Source organism: Pseudobacteriovorax antillogorgiicola (genome assembly GCF_900177345.1).
Taxonomy (GTDB): Bacteria; Bdellovibrionota_B; Oligoflexia; order Oligoflexales; family Oligoflexaceae; genus Pseudobacteriovorax; species Pseudobacteriovorax antillogorgiicola.
Map to the genome: position 1 here is coordinate 142455 of NZ_FWZT01000020.1, position 16390 is coordinate 158844.

The 16390-nt window shown below is 47.2% G+C and carries 17 protein-coding genes; 4 read left to right on the forward strand and 13 right to left on the reverse strand.

Annotated elements, in window-relative coordinates:
- Window positions 1-196 precede the first annotated feature (196 nt).
- From B9N89_RS22730 to fdhD, 8 genes are all read right to left on the reverse strand, one after another.
- Window positions 197-712, reverse strand: coding sequence for a hypothetical protein (locus B9N89_RS22730; protein ID WP_159455568.1), 516 nt, complete (start codon window positions 710-712; stop codon window positions 197-199).
- A 220-nt stretch (window positions 713-932) separates the two neighbouring features.
- Window positions 933-2060 carry a hypothetical protein gene (locus B9N89_RS22735; protein ID WP_132322767.1) on the reverse strand — a complete coding sequence of 376 codons (1128 nt, stop codon included), beginning with the start codon at window positions 2058-2060 and terminating at the stop codon, window positions 933-935.
- Entirely contained in the window at window positions 2029-2469 is a 441-nt protein-coding gene (locus B9N89_RS22740) for a response regulator (RefSeq protein ID WP_132322765.1), read from the reverse strand. Before B9N89_RS22740 ends, B9N89_RS22735 begins: the two co-directional genes overlap by 32 nt.
- Before the next feature lie 287 nt (window positions 2470-2756).
- Window positions 2757-4274: a hypothetical protein gene (locus B9N89_RS22745; protein ID WP_132322763.1), complete on the reverse strand. Its 1518-nt coding sequence runs from the start codon at window positions 4272-4274 to the stop codon at window positions 2757-2759.
- 406 nt (window positions 4275-4680) lie between these two features.
- Complete coding sequence (locus B9N89_RS22750) at window positions 4681-5631, reverse strand: FAS1-like dehydratase domain-containing protein (protein WP_132322761.1); 951 nt, start codon at window positions 5629-5631, stop codon at window positions 4681-4683.
- 390 nt (window positions 5632-6021) lie between these two features.
- Window positions 6022-6819, reverse strand: coding sequence for a dienelactone hydrolase family protein (locus B9N89_RS22755; protein WP_200820771.1), 798 nt, complete (start codon window positions 6817-6819; stop codon window positions 6022-6024).
- A 138-nt stretch (window positions 6820-6957) separates the two neighbouring features.
- Window positions 6958-9249 (reverse strand): FdhF/YdeP family oxidoreductase, encoded by a 2292-nt coding sequence (locus B9N89_RS22760; RefSeq protein ID WP_132322759.1) that lies wholly within the window; start codon window positions 9247-9249, stop codon window positions 6958-6960.
- On the reverse strand, window positions 9246-10094 hold the full coding sequence (fdhD, locus tag B9N89_RS22765; protein WP_132322757.1) for a formate dehydrogenase accessory sulfurtransferase FdhD: 849 nt from the start codon (window positions 10092-10094) through the stop codon (window positions 9246-9248). Before fdhD ends, B9N89_RS22760 begins: the two co-directional genes overlap by 4 nt.
- Before the next feature lie 80 nt (window positions 10095-10174).
- Between fdhD and B9N89_RS22770 the strand changes: the two genes are divergently transcribed.
- Both B9N89_RS22770 and fumC read left to right on the forward strand, forming a co-directional pair.
- Window positions 10175-10654, forward strand: coding sequence for a hypothetical protein (locus B9N89_RS22770; RefSeq protein WP_132322755.1), 480 nt, complete (start codon window positions 10175-10177; stop codon window positions 10652-10654).
- Window positions 10655-10657: 3 nt separating this feature from the next.
- A complete protein-coding gene (gene fumC, locus B9N89_RS22775) occupies window positions 10658-12055 on the forward strand; it encodes a class II fumarate hydratase (protein WP_132322753.1) in 1398 nt (465 codons plus the stop codon).
- 29 nt (window positions 12056-12084) lie between these two features.
- On the opposite strand, the gene B9N89_RS22780 is transcribed toward fumC, so the two are convergent.
- Window positions 12085-12540: a ferritin family protein gene (locus B9N89_RS22780; RefSeq protein ID WP_159455569.1), complete on the reverse strand. Its 456-nt coding sequence runs from the start codon at window positions 12538-12540 to the stop codon at window positions 12085-12087.
- Between the two features lie 263 nt (window positions 12541-12803).
- Between B9N89_RS22780 and B9N89_RS22785 the strand changes: the two genes are divergently transcribed.
- A complete protein-coding gene (locus B9N89_RS22785) occupies window positions 12804-13376 on the forward strand; it encodes a nitroreductase family protein (protein ID WP_159455570.1) in 573 nt (190 codons plus the stop codon).
- Window positions 13377-13518: 142 nt separating this feature from the next.
- Here the strand turns inward: B9N89_RS22785 and B9N89_RS22790 are convergent, their stop codons facing one another.
- A complete protein-coding gene (locus tag B9N89_RS22790; RefSeq protein WP_132322747.1) occupies window positions 13519-14286 on the reverse strand; it encodes an RES domain-containing protein in 768 nt (255 codons plus the stop codon).
- Window positions 14286-14672, reverse strand: a complete 387-nt coding sequence (locus B9N89_RS22795; protein ID WP_200820772.1) for an antitoxin Xre/MbcA/ParS toxin-binding domain-containing protein — start codon at window positions 14670-14672, stop codon at window positions 14286-14288. Before B9N89_RS22795 ends, B9N89_RS22790 begins: the two co-directional genes overlap by 1 nt.
- Before the next feature lie 485 nt (window positions 14673-15157).
- Here B9N89_RS22795 and B9N89_RS32485 point away from each other — a divergent pair, with 485 nt between their 5' ends.
- The gene (locus tag B9N89_RS32485; protein ID WP_412535460.1) at window positions 15158-15487 is read left to right on the forward strand and encodes a DKNYY domain-containing protein; all 330 of its coding nucleotides are present in this window, start codon (window positions 15158-15160) and stop codon (window positions 15485-15487) included.
- A gap of 300 nt (window positions 15488-15787) precedes the next feature.
- Here the strand turns inward: B9N89_RS32485 and B9N89_RS32490 are convergent, their stop codons facing one another.
- Together B9N89_RS32490 and B9N89_RS32495 are read right to left on the reverse strand one after the other, a co-directional pair.
- On the reverse strand, window positions 15788-16021 hold the full coding sequence (locus B9N89_RS32490) for a trypsin-like serine protease (protein WP_159455572.1): 234 nt from the start codon (window positions 16019-16021) through the stop codon (window positions 15788-15790).
- A gap of 61 nt (window positions 16022-16082) precedes the next feature.
- On the reverse strand, window positions 16083-16390 hold a 308-nt coding region (locus tag B9N89_RS32495), incomplete at its 5' end, for an integrase core domain-containing protein (RefSeq protein ID WP_143478128.1).

Consider the following 16390-nt stretch of genomic DNA (forward strand, 5'->3'; position numbering starts at 1 on the left):
GAGGTGGACCGTTTCTATTTCGATCAAAAAATCAAATAAATATAACCAGTTAATCTTTGTGTGCTGATTTGGAGTAGTGTAGTCTGTGTAGGGAAGGTTACGGTGGCGAGCCTGGCCTTGTAATTCTTTGTCTCTATTGTGCTTTCTAAGTCACAGGGCTAGGAAGCAGCTTGGGCTGCCTCCTCGCGATGCGCTATTAAGTTGGGTCCACAAGATAAGCAATGATTGCTTCGGCCATCCCATTATTTGGGAAGTTGGCGTTGATGCCAGCAGCCACATGGGGCGCGATGTTCGCTGCACCTACAAGCAAGGCTGGATCTCTGGCATTGAGCGTCGTTGCAGCCGGAGCCATGTGACAACCCATGCAATTATTATCGTAGATTTCTTTACCCTGGGCCTTGAGTAGGGCTGCCGCCTGTGCCTCTGCTTCTGCAGGATCGACAACGGCCCCGTCTTCAGCCTCTTCTTCTTCGTCGGCAGCTACCTCTTCCTCACCAGTGGTCGCTGTATCCTCGTCAGAATTGCCAGCTGTTTGTGCAGACTGATCGCCAGAAGCAGGACTTGCCCCTTGGCTGGTTCCGCCTTCTTGGCTCCTCTTATAGGCTCCTGCATTGGTGTCCTGGTTTACGCCACAGGCTACAAGTGCCCAGGCCATGTAAGCTAGAAGTATTCTTGCAAGCAAACTCATGATTTTACCCCGTTGGTGTCCCATTGATTTTCGAGCGTGTCCGAATGGAAGAAAAACGATATGAACCCCGACTCAGGTGATCTCTCCCAAGTTCGTAGGTTTTTTTTGTTCGTTAAGCTCCCCTCGTGTGCGTCTATCGGATCAACTATGGAAAAGCTTAAGGCAAACTGGTCAAACTTTTGAAACTAGGGATAAAAAATTTTCAGATTTGAGAAGCGATTCCTTGGTTATGCTGAAATATATTTTAATTACGGTTGCTTAGGATCAAATTTCCTAAGAAAATACAATCCCAGCCAGAACTCTCCAGCCAGGCTTGCTCTTGAGTATCCCGCTCCCAAGCCCATTGGTACTTTCTCGCTGGCTCTATGCTGGGGCAAATGCGAAGCAATCTTGCCTCAAGATCATAATCTTCTCCCGAAAGCCAACGAAAAAATAGGTTGTCCCCTTGCTTATCAAGCAAAGTCTGTCTGGCACTGATCACAAAGTCCAGATCTAAGCCTAGCATCTGGTAAATGTAGTTGGAAACTCCCTTCAGGTGTAGTTGGTAACCGGCGGGAGTACTTTGGGCTTCGCTAGCATAGACGGACTCTCCAGTTTCTAGCCAGCCTAGCATTTCATTGTGAAGGTCTAGCTCCAAATAAGTCCACACCCGATTCATGATAGCCCACAAGCCAGGTGTGATCACGCAGCGGCCATCGGTATCATCGGTGCAGAGCTTATATAGGAATAGGGCACAGCGGCTTCCCAGATCGACAACGCATATGCGATTGTCATGAATCCACGATAGCCAAGCTTCTGCTGCCCCCTTGTCTTTTGTTGATACCAGATAGAGTAGAACCCCCATGGCCATGTCCCTTGAGAACGAGTTTGGCTCAGGCTGATTGATTCTTCTTGGAGATCGCCAAAATCGACCGTCAGAGCTCTGGGCTTGGCGAACACCTTCACAGCCTATCTCAACGTTGGCTGAACAAAGTAAGCCAGAGAAAAGAGTGCTGTCTCCATCGTCACAAAACTCTTTGGAGGGGTAGCCCTCGCACATAGGAGCCCATTGATTCCAGTTGTCCAGTTGAATCTCTAGCTGAGAGAGAGGCTCATCATCTAATGGACCATATTCGGCATCGGCATTGTCGTTTGTTATAGATTCCGACGGTGGGTGAGTAGGCTGCTGATCTGCAATGGCGTCTTCGGAGTTTTGGGTCTGTTGCTGATCGAAGCTGCTTATGTTTGGTTCGGCTGTATTACCACAAGAAATGCTAGCCGTTGCTATAAAGCCCACAATCAATCCTCTAGCAGTGGGCTTCGAAATTCTTAAGTATATAAACTTAAGATCTAAAGCCTTTTCAGGCGTTTTGCTCCAATGGTTCGTCTTCAAATTGCCCCTCCAACGCTATCTTGATCTGCCGATCAAGGAGATAGTGCTTTTTTAGAATATTCATGAAGTCATCAAGGTGTAGGGGCTTGATCAAAACTTCATCGGCAAGTTGCATGCGATCTACATCTTGTTGGGACATGAACTGTAAAGGTACTCCTGTAAGAAAGAAGAACTTAGCATTGGAATTTCCAGCCTTCAGAGACTGAGTGAACTTAGAAAATATCTCAGGTCCCTTGATGTGTGGCATGTTCACGTCTGAGATAATGAGGTCAGCATCTCGCGCATCTTGTTCGATCTGAACATTCAAAGGATCAGCAAAGGCGCGAACAGACTCAGCTCCTGCATTTTCAAGATAGGCCTGTACTATGTCTAGAATCTCTCTATCGTCATCAATGATAATCGCTTTCATGTCGAAACCTCGCTTGCAATTACAGTACTGCTCTATCCTGCATATTAAACCTGTCGGTCAGGGAAGGTTGATTCCGAGGATTAAATACTTTCATTGTATCCAATGGGAATTCTTGTAGATCACCGGAGCCTGGCGAAAGATTTCGTCTTGGTAAGGTCAAGGCTCGGGAATGCTCGCACTTTATCCTTTGTTTCTCTTGCAAACTCTTTGGGTTATGGTTTCTTACGGGAAAGGCTAAAATAGTCTGTTAGGAGTGGCCGCGAAGGAGTAAGCGTCGCGGCCGTTGATTAGCGCTTCGAAATAGCTTCGAAAACCTCTAGCAGGCTGCTTTTTCTATCAGTAGGCCAATTCCTATCAGGTGGCATTTGGCCACTGCCCGTGCGAGAGAGGCGATCTTGGAGTTTCGACAGGCCGCCTGATCTGACCATCCAATCGCGGAGCTTCGAACTGTCATCAAATGGAATGTAAGGGGCGCGGCTGTTTACAGTGTGGCACGACATACAAGTGCCTAAGGAGCTAGACTCAGACTTATTATGGGTTGATTGATAAAGTTGTCCTGAAGCAGCATTCGACTGTGCTCGTCGCGCCAGGTCTTGACAGTTGAAGTTTGGCCATTGGAATTGGCTATGAACAAAATCTGGATTGGCAGCGAATAGACTGTCGGCATCGAATTGAAAGAATGCTGCCAGTAGGTCTCGGGCTGAATTGCCAGGAACGCTAAAGAAGAATGGGTTGTCGCCCTGAGACATGGTGTGTTCATCAAGAAAAATCCCAACTCCTTCTAGGATGAATCGGAGCTGGGCGATCGATTGAACTTCGCTTATCAATCGATCATGGTTCATCGAGAAAATAATCGGTTCATTAGGGTAAAAGGAGTCATAGCGATTGATAAGGTACTGCTTAAAGTGCGACCGCGTAGCCAATGTATCTTGCCAGAGACCTTCAAACCGCTGCTCAAGGGCAATATGTTGCTGGGGACTTAGATAGTTTTTTAATCGCTGGATTTGGCCTACGGGATCATTGCTTGCGGTACAGCCGTTTAGAATTGCAGCAATGGTATAGGTAAAGGGCGATAGTTTGTCATCATGAGATCGCCAACGATCCATCATGCGTACCATAGCCATTGTTGAAATGTACTGGGTGAAAGTTTCGACCACCTCATTGTAATTTCGTCGCAGGGGTTCAAACTCAAGATAGCTTAAAACTGAGTCTTTTGCAGACTCAGCTTGAATGGCAGTATAGCCATCTTTTTCTTTTTGAGTACCGAATCGGGAGAGATGACTGCCATAGATTTTGGGCCAAAAATCATAAGGCTCCCAGATAGGCCGCGGATCATCTCCATGGCAAGTAAGGCATTTTTTGGGGTTACGCTCGATTTCCATGCCATGTGTGAATCTGAGCTCGTGGAAATTGAACCTCATTGCTTGGGCGTCAAACTCAATGATCTCTACCCGCCTAGTAGTTTGATCTTGATCTTCAGCAAAGGCGAGAATCAAACCACCATAGAATAAGACAGTTCTTGGTTTTTCTGGACTAGCCAATTGCAAGGAGCCTGAGTGGTGAAATAATATAAAGTGCTCAAATAATTTTGGTTCCCTGATCTTGAGATACTCAAGAAAACTCTGATAGTTTGTTGACTGATCTAAATTCTGTTCGATCTCGTCAATGGTTAGTGAGTTGTTGTTGATGTGAGGGTAAAGTCTTGGATAACCCTCATCAAGCTTGATACTGTAGTCTGTAAACGAGTCTATGGCATAAATCGATGTGCTTAAAAATAAGCTAGCGAAAAGTGCTTTTAGACGCATAATCCCTCCTGCGTTCGCATATTGATTTTTAAAGACCTTAATTTTGCTAGAAAGATGCTTACCTTAAGGCAGAGTTTTTCACAAGGCTGCCGTTGATCGGCCAAGGGGCACCAAGATGTGGTGATCGACTAGTTTATATAGTGATTACGATGATTTTCTGTACAAATTATGTTTTAAAAATCTAAATAAAGATAAGATGGTAGGTTTATATTTGAGCAGTATCTGACACTAGAATAGAGGGGAAAGTTGTGCAACTCAATTTTCCCTCTTCAGAGGGATCAATGACACTTGAACTCATTTCAATAGCCTTGCATGGGCATTTTGCTACGATTTTAGTTGGTATAGTCTAAGCCGAACTGGGCTTTAGAGAAGGCGGCCCTGGGGGGCATTCCAGGGCCCCGTGACGCTAGACGGTATAGCTCCCAAAGCAAAGCAAATGATCCTCGGAATCACAAAGCTCGAATGATCCGTCTTTGATCCAAAGGTTTAAGTTTTGGCTCAGCAAAACTGGTTTACAAAAAGACATGGAGAACTCTTTGAAGTCGCCACTCAAAGTTTGATTGATATGGTGAAGGCAAAGATTCAATGAGCCGTAGCCTTGAAGAAAAGCCCGCTTCTGCCCACAAAGCTTGGCACCGAGGGTCGTGGTATGAATAACGTTGTAATCACCGGAAACCTTTGCAAATTGATGGCCAGCGCTTGGTGGCAGAAAGAAGCTTCGTTTTTCGGCGCCTGTTCCAGAAGCCTTTGGTAGCTCTGCAACTCGCTTAGACATACCTTTGAATGGAGCCGCACTAAAGTGCTTGGGATAGACGCAGTCATCTAAGTATTTTTGTTCGCAGCGTCGCACGAACCAGTAATCCCGATGACTACGGATCAATTCATCGCGATCATTTCTTACAGTCCCACTAACGACTAAGATACACTGCCCCTCACGTTCGATCACGTCCTCTAAATGCATATGGAGAGTGAATAGGTCTCCAACCTTCGTTTTTATATCTGGATTGTGAAACTCCATATCGCCGCGAAGATGGAGAATGGTGGAAAAATTAATCCCCATCTGGGACAGCAATTCGAATAAGCCGAATGCACCTGCACTGTTGTAGTATGTCAGCGGCGATGGCCGCTGATGGCCTAGAGCACCAACAAATCGATTCCAGTTCTTGTAATCCTGTCGGCTCAGTTGGGCTTGCCTGGTGACCGGCTGCACCGTCTCAGAAAACTTAGGTCGATGGGGTCTGAGCAAACCTTGGGTCATCTCATAGATATACTTAGGGAGATAGCTTGGGTGATGCAAGTCCACCAAGTTCTCTGTGCGGGTTCCAGGGTAAGCAACCTGGACATTTGAAATTGCCATGATAATCCTCACTCTATGGTTCTGATCTAGCCCCTCCACCAGGAGTGCCGGCAAGGGGCTTGCAAACCTGATTGTCGGTAATTGACATGGCAATTGATAATGTTTTAAGTGCTTCTTTCAAAGATTAAACCCTACAATTTCGATGTTTTTTTCGGCATGGGTGTTCATTACGGTGTAAGTAATTTCTCTTTCAAAATAAGGCAAAGATTCACATCTCCTAAGTCTCGATCGTGACCAAGTATTCTGATTATTTTTAAAGATTTCAATGGTCGAGCGCTAAGGATGAAGTCGTCATGAAGGACGTTCGGTTTTGTATGATTCGATTCAAAAGCCGAGGAATGATGAAGACTCCCTTATTCAGGGAGTCAGCAAACACCTTTGAGTTGAAAGCTATTGTTGCAGGAAAAGCTCCATGGCGCCATAGGCTCGGGCAGCTGCAACAGGGTTGTATTCAGCAACGCCAGGCACGTTTGCAGTTGGGTCGGTGAATGAATGAACGGTATTGCTAAAATTCACAAAGGTCCAATCAACACTGGCTGCTGTCATCTCGTCCTCAAAAGAGCGGATTTCGCTAGCTGGGACGATAGGGTCATCAGCGCCGTTGAAAACTAGAATTGAACCCTTGATTTGTTTGGCGTCTGCGGGAGTGGGACTGCTTAGATTGCCATGAAAGCTAACAAAGTAGGGTAGGTTTACACCACTGCGGGCAAGTTCCAGGCTAGTAGTACCACCAAAGCAAAAGCCGATGGCGGCCAATGGCTTAGACTTAGATTCCAATCCAGTATCAGCCAATCGCAGCCTGAATTCAGCCAGTGCTTTTTGAGCGCGACGCCTCAGCAATTCGCGATCTCCAGTAAGGCTGCCAGACGCTTGGGCAGCTTCCTCTTGGTTTGAGGGGCGTGTGTCGATCCCATAAACGTCGGCGAGTAAAACATTGTAGCCTTTCTCAGCAAAAAGTTCGGCTTTGGCAACTGATGCTTCGGTATCTGGCCCGAGCCAATTGGGAAACATAAGTACGTTTGCTTTAGATTCCGATTGGCTGGCGATAAACCGCGATTCGAATGTAACGCCATCGAGTTCGTATTGAATCAGTTCCTGGCCTTTGCCGACAGGCTGGACAGGTTGGGCAAGAGCGATTCCGCTGGTCATCAAAGCAGCTAAACCGAAAGTCGAAAGAATCCGTTTCATAAATTTCTCCTTGGATTGCGCACAGACAGTTGTTTTATTTGCCTCGGTTTTAACATAGGAAGCTTTGGTCTTGAAATGGCGGAAAGGTTGCATTTATTCTTGCCTACTTATGCAGCTTTCCAATCCATGAAATATCGTCTAAGAGCCGCTTCGCTCCAAAGTTACCTTGATAAACTTTGAGGTGGGGGTTTGAGACTCAGCGGCATAGGATTCAAGTGGCACAAGGACATTTGCTTCTGGGAAATAGGCAGCTAAGCAGCGCCGAGGAATATCGTATGGAATCACGCGAAAACATTGGCCGACGCGGGTTTGCTTTTTAAAGTGGCTGGTGATGTCCAGCTCCTCGTTTTTGGTGAGTCCTAAAGTATCCATGTCATCAGGGTTCATAAATAAGACCCGACGGCCTTGGTAGATTCCACGGTAGCGATCATCCAGCCCGTAAATGGTAGTGTTGTACTGGTCATGGGAGCGAATGGTCATCAGAATGAACTCGTCTGCGTTAAGTGTCCACTCTTGCAAAGGGCTAATCGCGAAAGATGCCTTGCCCCCCAGTTCTGGCTTAAAGGAGCGTTTATCCCGTGGTGGGTTCGTCAGATAGAAGCCATAGTCCTGGCGAACCAGCTCATCATAGCGCCCAAAGTCTGGAAGGACTTTGCCAATGTCATCGCGAATGCGTTTGTAGTCGTGCTCGTAGTCAAGCCATGGTATTTGGGAGGAGTCGAGGCAGTGATAAGAAAGCTGACAGACAATGGCAACCTCACTACGCCAATGCTCAGAAAGAGGCTTTCTTTGGCCCTCCGAACGATGAACGAAACCCATGGAGTTTTCAACCGTCACAAACTGAGGTCCGCTGCCTTGAATGTCTAGCTCGGAGCGCGCTAAACATGGCAAAATCAATGCCTCCCTACCCGTAATAAGGTGAGAACGATTGAGTTTGGTGGAGATCTGGACGCTGAGCTCTAGCTTGCGCAAGCCCTGGGCTGTCAGCTCTGTATCGGGAGAGGCTGACAAAAAATTGCCGCCCATGGAGATCAAGACATCGACGTCACCGGCAATCATCGCTTTGATACTATCAACCACATCGTAGCCAGGGTCTTTGGGAAATGATAGACCATAGAGTTTTTCAAGAGACCCAACAAAATCAGAGCTTGGCTTTTCATAGATCCCGACGGTTCGATTCCCTTGCACATTAGAATGACCACGGACGGGGCAAAGCCCCGAGCCAGGTTTACCAATAAACCCACCAAGTAAATGAAGGTTGCATAGTTCACGGATGGTAGCCACAGCATCGGGTTGCTGGGTTAAACCCATGGCCCAGCAAGATATGACTGCTTTGCTACTCATTATCTGCTGTGCTAGCTGATGGATCTCGTTCTGAGAAACTCCGGACACTTCTTCTAAAACTTGCCAGGACAGACGATTAATTTCTTGGGCCCATGAGCCAAAATCCTCACATGAATCGAGGATAAAATCAGGATCTAAGCCTTGCGGATGTTTTTCCAGGATGGCTTTGGCCAGGCCTTGGAACAGAGCGCGGTCGCCATTAATGCGAATGGGGATATGCTTGTTGGCGAGGGGGGTGCCACTGCCTAGCATATCTTTAAGATGCTGAGGGTGTTGAAATGCCTTGAGGCCAGCTTCAAACAAAGGGTTAATGGATACAATGTGAGCCCCGTTTTTTACCGCCTGTTGCAACGCTGACAGCATCCGGGGGTGGTTGGTCCCAGGGTTTTGGCCGATCACGAGAATCAAGTCGGCCTTGTCAAAGTCCTCTAGTTTAACTGTTCCCTTGCCGATCCCTATGCTTTGGTTCAAAGCTGTGCCACTGGACTCATGACAGAGGTTCGAGCAGTCGGGGAGGTTATTGGTGCCAATAGCCTTAGCCATCAGTTGATAAAGAAAGGCAGCTTCATTGCTAGTGCGGCCCGAGGTATAAAATACAGCCCTATGGGGGGATGCTAGCTCCCGTAGACGAGCCGCAATCATAGCGAAAGCCTCTTCCCAGGAAATCGCTTGATAGTGGTTCGAGTCATGCTTTAAAACCATAGGCTGTTCGATGCGTCCCAGTTGTCCTAGCTGGTAGTCGCTCAGTTGAGATAGCTCTTCAACACTATGAGCCTTAAAGAACTCGGGGTGGAGCATCTTATAGGTGGCTTCTTCAGCCAAAGCCTTGGCTCCATTTTCGCAAAACTCAGCAAAGGAGCGTTTGCCATCAGGGTCGGGCCACGCACAACCAGGGCAGTCAAAGCCCTTCCTTTGGTTCATTCTGGCTATCAGCCGATTGCCCTCTAGCAAGCCTACTTCACGCCAGAGAAATTTTTGGCTACTTAGTACGGCGGGCCAGCCACCAGCCCTTTTTCCTGGCTGTTTGATATGGATACTGTGGTCCGATATTATTGGGGCTGTACACACTTGCCGCTTGTTTTTCACAGGATAATCCTCTCTTCACCGCTATATATATTGAAACTGCTAGATTTTACGAAGCCTATCATCGTGATCCCCAGATCCTGGGCCATGCAGATCGCTAAGCTTGAAGGAGCCCCCACGCTAATGATGATTGGGATTCCCACTTTGGCTGCTTTATGAACGAGTTCAAAGCTGGTGCGACCGCTTAGAATAATCACGGATCGAGAAAATAGGCTTTTGTCGCGCTTCGCCACGGCTCCTACGAGTTTATCCATTGCGTTGTGTCGCCCCACATCTTCACGGGTAGCGATGAGGTCTTCGTCAACGAATAATGTGGCCCCATGGGAGCCGCCGGTTTGTTGAAACAAGGTTTGCTGTTTTCGTGCCTGAGCCATGAATTTTGAGATACGATCCGTCTTAAGTCTTAGGTCGCTAGCCACCCGGGGCGCCTCTTGAACCTGCTCAAAGCTGGTCTTGCCGCACATGCCGCAAGCGGAGCTAGCAATGCTGTAGCGATGAAAGATTTGGCTTTCAATAGCAATCTTGGGGTCTAGGTGAACAACCAAGCCATCAGCTCGGGAGCCCCTTTGAGGCGAGTCCGCGCTCATCGAAACGATGTCGCCCGCTTGCCTGATGATGCCTTCTGTAAGGAGGTGGCCGACCACCAAATCGTGATCGTGGCCTGGAGTTCTCATGGTCATGGTCAAAGACGCGGGGGCTTGGGACTTAGATTCCGAAGGTGCGAGTTTAATATTCAATGGTCGCTCTACGGCAACCGCGTCCTCTTGCACCTGGAACTTGCCACCCTGGTAGAGAGTGCGCGATACTGTAATGGCTTCGATCTGGGGCCTCCGCAACGGAATAGTCATAGGTTTCCAGCTTCTATGGCATATTATGACTCCTGGGCCTAGAACACAACAGCTTTGCGCCACTGGGAAGGATGGGTGTTATGCTTAGAACTTGGGCTATCTGCTTCATGACTTCAGTATGTTTCACGTCTTTTTGGGGCTGTCAATCATTACCAGATGCCCCAGCAGCCCGCTCCCTATCGGACTCAGATAATAAGGTGTACGACCGTATTTTGGAGATCCGTGGCGAGCTTGTGTCTCAGTATGCAGGAGTCCATTATTGCGCAGATTCCCAGCTTGGCAATCTATCCTGCCGGAAACGATTGGTCGACCTTTGTCAAAGTTTGGATAAGATTGCTAGAGAGCAAGACTTTATGCCAAGGGACTTCGAGAAGGCTATGGCCGAGCCGCAGCTTGAAATCCGTGGGGATGATGCCATGTTCCTAAGGAAGCGATTCCAGACCTTGATCACAGCCCTGGTTGCTAAAGTAGATTTGATGCTTCAGGCTATCAACCACCACCAGGGACAGAAGTGGGATGCAAGCGAGAGTTCTGATGAATCATCAATGACAGCGGAGTAGAGTATGACTCAAAATCGCATGGAAACAGACAGTTTAGGCGAGATTGCCGTTCCCGGGGATAAGCTTTGGGGAGCACAGACCCAACGATCCCTTGAGAACTTTGCCATTGGCCAAGACGTAATGGACCCGGATCTTATTTACGGACTCGCTCTTGTTAAAAAAGTCGCTGCAAAGGTCAATCAAAGTTTGGGGCGTCTTGACGAAAATATCGCCCAGGGAATTATTACTGCGGCCGAGGAGGTTTTAGAAGGTCGTCACCAGGAGCAATTTCCTCTCAAAGTGTGGCAAACCGGTAGCGGTACGCAAAGTAACATGAATGTAAATGAAGTGATTGCCAATCGGGCCAGCCAGATTTTAGGTGGTGAGCTAGGAAGAAAAAAGCCAGTTCACCCAAACGATCATGTGAACCTTGGGCAGTCGTCAAACGATAGCTTTCCCACCGCCATGCATATTGCGATAGTCAAGGCCATCAAGGAAAGGATGCAGCCCGCACTTGGATATACTAGGCGGGTGCTTCAGGCCAAGATCAAAGAATTTGATGGGGTCGTGAAGTCTGGTCGAACCCATCTGATGGACGCTACGCCTCTGACAGTCTCCCAAGAGCTGTCCTCCTACGATGCGCAACTCGCTTTCTGCGAGCAGGCGATCCAAGAGAGCCTTGAAACCCTGTTCGACATTGCTCAAGGAGGAACCGCAGTAGGGACTGGCCTTAATACTCCCCAGAAATTTGCTGAGACATTTGCTGCAACTCTCGCCCAGGAAAGTACTTGGCCATTTAAGACAGCTGACAACAAATTTATGGCTCTTGCGGCTCACGATGCTGTATTAAAAGCTAGCGGCAGCTTGAGGCAGTTGGCCACTGTTGGCTTTAAGATCGCCAACGACTTGAGATGGCTTGCCAGCGGGCCGCGATGTGGGTTGGGAGAGTACATCCTTCCCGCCAATGAACCTGGAAGTTCGATCATGCCAGGAAAAGTTAACCCCACCCAATGTGAGGCCCTCACCATGGTGTGTGCTCAAGTGATGGGTCTCGATCAGGCGATTGCTTTTGCTGCAAGCCAAGGGCAGTTGCAATTGAATACCTTCAAGCCTATGATGGTGCACAATGTCTTGCTGGAAATTCGATTGCTCAGTGATGCCCTAGAGAGCTTCACGAAGAATTGTTTGGAAGGTCTTGAAATCGATCGCGAGCGAATGTCTCACCTGCTTCAACAGTCACTCATGCTAGTCACAGCTCTGACGCCGAAGATTGGCTACGATAGGGCTGCGGCTATTGCAAAGTTTGCCCACGAGAATGGCGTGACGCTCAAGGAAGCTGCTGGCCAGCTAGGTCACCTAAGCGCAGAAGAGTTTGAACATGCGATTCAGCCGGAGGCCATGACCCAACCCTCAGGTGATTGAGTGCAACCGCCTTCGCGGCGGCCTCTTGATCAGTAGCCTTGATCAATTTCATTGAGACGTCGGCCCAGATTCTTAAGCTGGCTTTCCTCGCGCTCTTTCATCCGTTGAAAGGCGTCTTTCATATCAGGGTGGCCGAAGCCTTCAGCACAGTATTGATAGATGTGAGCCATGCTTTCCTTTGCTGCAATGGTATTTTCAATAACATCATCAAAATCCTCCCAGTCTTCAGCAAGAAGAAGATTTAAGTCGTGCTCTTGGTCCCTTGGATAGTAGTTTACCCAGTGGCGTTCGATGGATGGTTGAACATCATCGATGATCTGTTCCAGCGCCGCTTGATTGCGTTGCTCATGCTCGGCGAGATAGGTGAGTAGGTTCTTGCTGCGATGCTGCTGCTGCCTCGCTGCCTTACTCGCCAGTTTGCTGTGAAGTTGACGTCGATGCTCTTTCATATTGTTGAAGAGCTTCTTGACTTCGATGGTTGCCATGGCATCCCTCCTCTGTTCCATATCTCTCCTTTGCGATTGGAAGCTATGTTAAAACTTACCTCACCAGTAAAGCAGCAAGTTCCTTGCCAAACTTAGAAAGCCCTTTTTTCAGGAAAGTTAGGGCAAACCTGTAACCTATAACCTACAGATGGCTGGTTGGTGTAGCCTATGTCGAACATACGCAAGACCTTTCGACTAGAGTTTTTGCCCAGACGGGAGTAGTCTTGCTCAGACGACGTTATCTATAAGATATGGAGCCTGATGTGCCATTAAGCGATGACCCTTTGCACCTGATGATGACCCGTAAGTCAACCAGCTTGCTCGAAGAACCTGTTCCAAGTCCAGAGCAGTTAAAACGAATCATCCATGTGGCTTGCACAGCACCCGACCATGGTTGCTTGGAGCCATATCGCTTCGTGGTGGTGCAGGGAGAAGCCCGGCTTCGTCTAGCCGATGCCTTTGCAGCAACATTAAAGCGTGAGCAGCCTGACGCTCCAGATGCCAAGATTGAGAAGGCTCGATCGAAGGCACTTGTTGCACCAATGCAAATATTCATCATCTGTTCACCAAAGGCTGGAAAAATCCCTCTCTGGGAGCAGCAGGCAACTGCCGCGTGTGCAGGCTTTGGTCTAACAATTGGGGCGCATGGCCTAGGTTTTGGAGCGATTTGGAAAAGCTTTGGTTTGGGGATTGGGCCTGAGCTTGATGGATTCCTAGCTTTGTCGGAAGGGGAGAGTGTCCTGGGCTGGGTTAATGTAGGAACTCCAAAGCGCTTTGATGATAGCCCGCGTCGGGATGTTGACGTCGATGCTAAGCTTACTGTTGTTACGGTTTAGAGAATATAGTTCATTTATTTTTCCTTCTCTTGTCTGAGTAGCCATTATTTTAGGGACAAGATTGATGTCCTACTATCTATTCTGATTTGACTGCCTATGTGGCAGGAGTAAATATTTCTTGCCTTCGTACTTTGATCGTTCTCTAAGGGGTTATTTTCTCCGCCTTGAGAACTTTCTGTGCAGCCTGTGCGTTCCGATAATATAGAGCAACATTAAATTTTTCAGAGCTTTGAGTAGACCTGAACCGTATCCCAGCTGCTCCATTGCTCGATTGATACAGCCACGCTGTGAATAGCTGAATAGGTGCTGGAGTTTTTAGATTCCTCCATCCGCCATTCATATCCAGTGTCTCACTGAAAAAGTCATCAATTCGATAAGTAGCTCGCAGCTGCTGAAATATTGGGTCTAGCTCAATCAAGCAGATTGGCTCTGATTCATCGTGCAGGGTCACCCTATATAATTGTTTGTTAGCACTCCTTTTGACTATATCTCTAAGCCTCTCTATTGGCCCGTACTCAGCGCCGATAGCTTCTGCTATAGCTGCGTCTGCACTATCAGAGACATAAATAGCTCCTTGGGGATTAGCAAGAGGTCCATATTTTTGGGATGGGATATCACCTTCTTGAGCACCACCAATGTTGCAACGACCCCCATCTTTTAAAGATCCAGTCGTCGAAAAGACCCCATCTTGCGGGTTACAGACTCTATAAAAAGTTGGTGAAGAAAATCTGCTTTCCCAAGCTTCGTCGTACTCTATTACACTCAGTACTTGATCTTTAAACTCCTCCGAAAGACGGCTAATTCTTCTTAGAAATTCAGAATGCTGTTTTTCATGAATTTCAATGTCTTTGCGAACCTGTAGAATCGCATCCCGGTGGATGAGAATCTCTGGCTTTTCTTTACGTGCCATTAGTCTTCTTTCAAAACGTATTCTTGATGCTCACAAACAGTTTCGCCTTTGCCAGCGAGAGCCATAGAGAACGGGCTGAAATTCATAAAACGCCTATTCGGTGTATATAGCCACCTTTCGGCTGCCTCCATATCCCCATCGAAGAGATCTACCGCATTGTCGATTATTCGAGTTAAAACAATCAACCTCTCTCGCAGATCTTCTGGTACTGGTACAACTTCTTGATAGATTATGGTGCGGTTTAAGCCAGCTTCTTTGGAGAAGCTCTTTATATTCTTGCCAGCAGCTTTGGCTATCTGCCGAAGCTTCTCTCCGTTGGCTTTACGCATGGCTGTGTCGGCCCAAAGTCCGAACCTGTCTTGTAAAATATCTTTTGCAGCACTCATATTTGTCTCCATTGCTAAGACCCTTCTTTTGTTATATATCTCTTCGGCTCCAATGTCTATTATCTTTAATTATATCAGCTTATTTGACACTTTACTGACAGTAACATTGCACGTTTACGACACAGCGGCAACTGTTAACACCTAAGCCTTCAATAGATATGCCTAATTATCTTCATAGCGGGCCTTTGAGCGATCTGAGGAAGTATGGCTAATGATATCAGTGCTTTGTGAGTACCTCACCAAGACCTAACTAGACTAAGTGAGGAAAACCACATATTATCGGCATGTTATGAGGTGTCAACATCGCCTTCCGAATCTGAGGAAAGAAGCCAAAGGCCACAAAAGCCAGACCTTTTTACATGTTTTCTGGAGACCAATATACTTTCAGCTGAGTCCTCAAGCAGCCTTAAACTTACCTGGTCAGGAAAACTTCAGGGCGAACTCATCATATTGGTTTTTCTGAGATCTACTCTTCCTTCCAAGCCCTGAACAATTTCTGGGGAAAGGATCAAAACAATGTTTATCATGGTTTACTATCTATTCCTGATCTGGATTCCAGTACTTTTTCTTGTTTGAACAACTATTACTGTAGCGATAATAGTAACGTCCTATTTTTTGACTCTAAAATTGCAGATGCAGATCCATTTTCCTTTAAATTGATCGATTGCTCTGAACTCCTCAAAAGCCGCGGTCTTCCCAAACAAGAACCTTCAGCTAACAATCTCTGTAGCTACGCTTTTGATGCCTGTGCTGAGGATGACACTAGTTATTATTTTGATGGGAGAAAGCACCTAAAATCAGGAACTAGAGAGTGATTCGCTGTAAATTGCCTTGGCAGTTGGATAATGATAGAATAATCAGTGAGATAGCTCTCTTCTGCAGAAGAAGATAGAAATACTATTAGGCGAGGGTGATGATCTGATGCCTATGAGCCTTCATGAAGGCTCTCGATGAATCGATATGGTTCCGATTAGAAGACCCATCTGGCAAAAGGGAAGCTGGCTTTACTCGCTAAAAAACGTTACCGACGAGACTTAGCGTATAATCTTGGCGAGCAACCAGACTCTAAAAACGTTCGAATCGAGCCTTGTAGAAAACAAAGCAGGCCACTGATTCTAATTGCCATTCTCTAGGTCTTCGATGGCTTGATTGATCCAGGATTCTTGCGATTTCGCATTGATATTTAGGCCCGGCCCACATCCTTCCGACTCTATGCTGAAATCAATCCCACTATTTACACCTACGACTCTCAAACCATCGCTGTTCTTAATAAACGAAGGGCCTCCAGAATCACCAAAGCAAATCCCTTTCGAGGGATTAGCCGAGGATTTAAACTCCTTATTGCGCACATCACGAACCGGAATATGTCAGGGTGTTTGAGACAATTAGGGTGAAAGTTTAGTATAACAATCACCCCAAAACGGGTATAGACTTCCTTACCACCGGTACATTTATACCCACAGAATCAGCGGGTACTGGCAGTCTAGGTCCGGACTTTGGAAACCTTTCTGGATAGGCTTCAAAAGCTTGCTTGAGAACCGCAGCTCTCTTCTTAGCTACAGACTTATCTTTACCTTGATGAACAGTTTCAGGCGTCATCAAGCCAAGATTTATGTGTCGATGCTCAGTGTTGTACCAACCAAAAAACTTTTGCAAGCATTCACTAGCATCTTCTGGGCTCTCATACCAAGCTTTGAAGTAGCGATGGTATTTGAGTG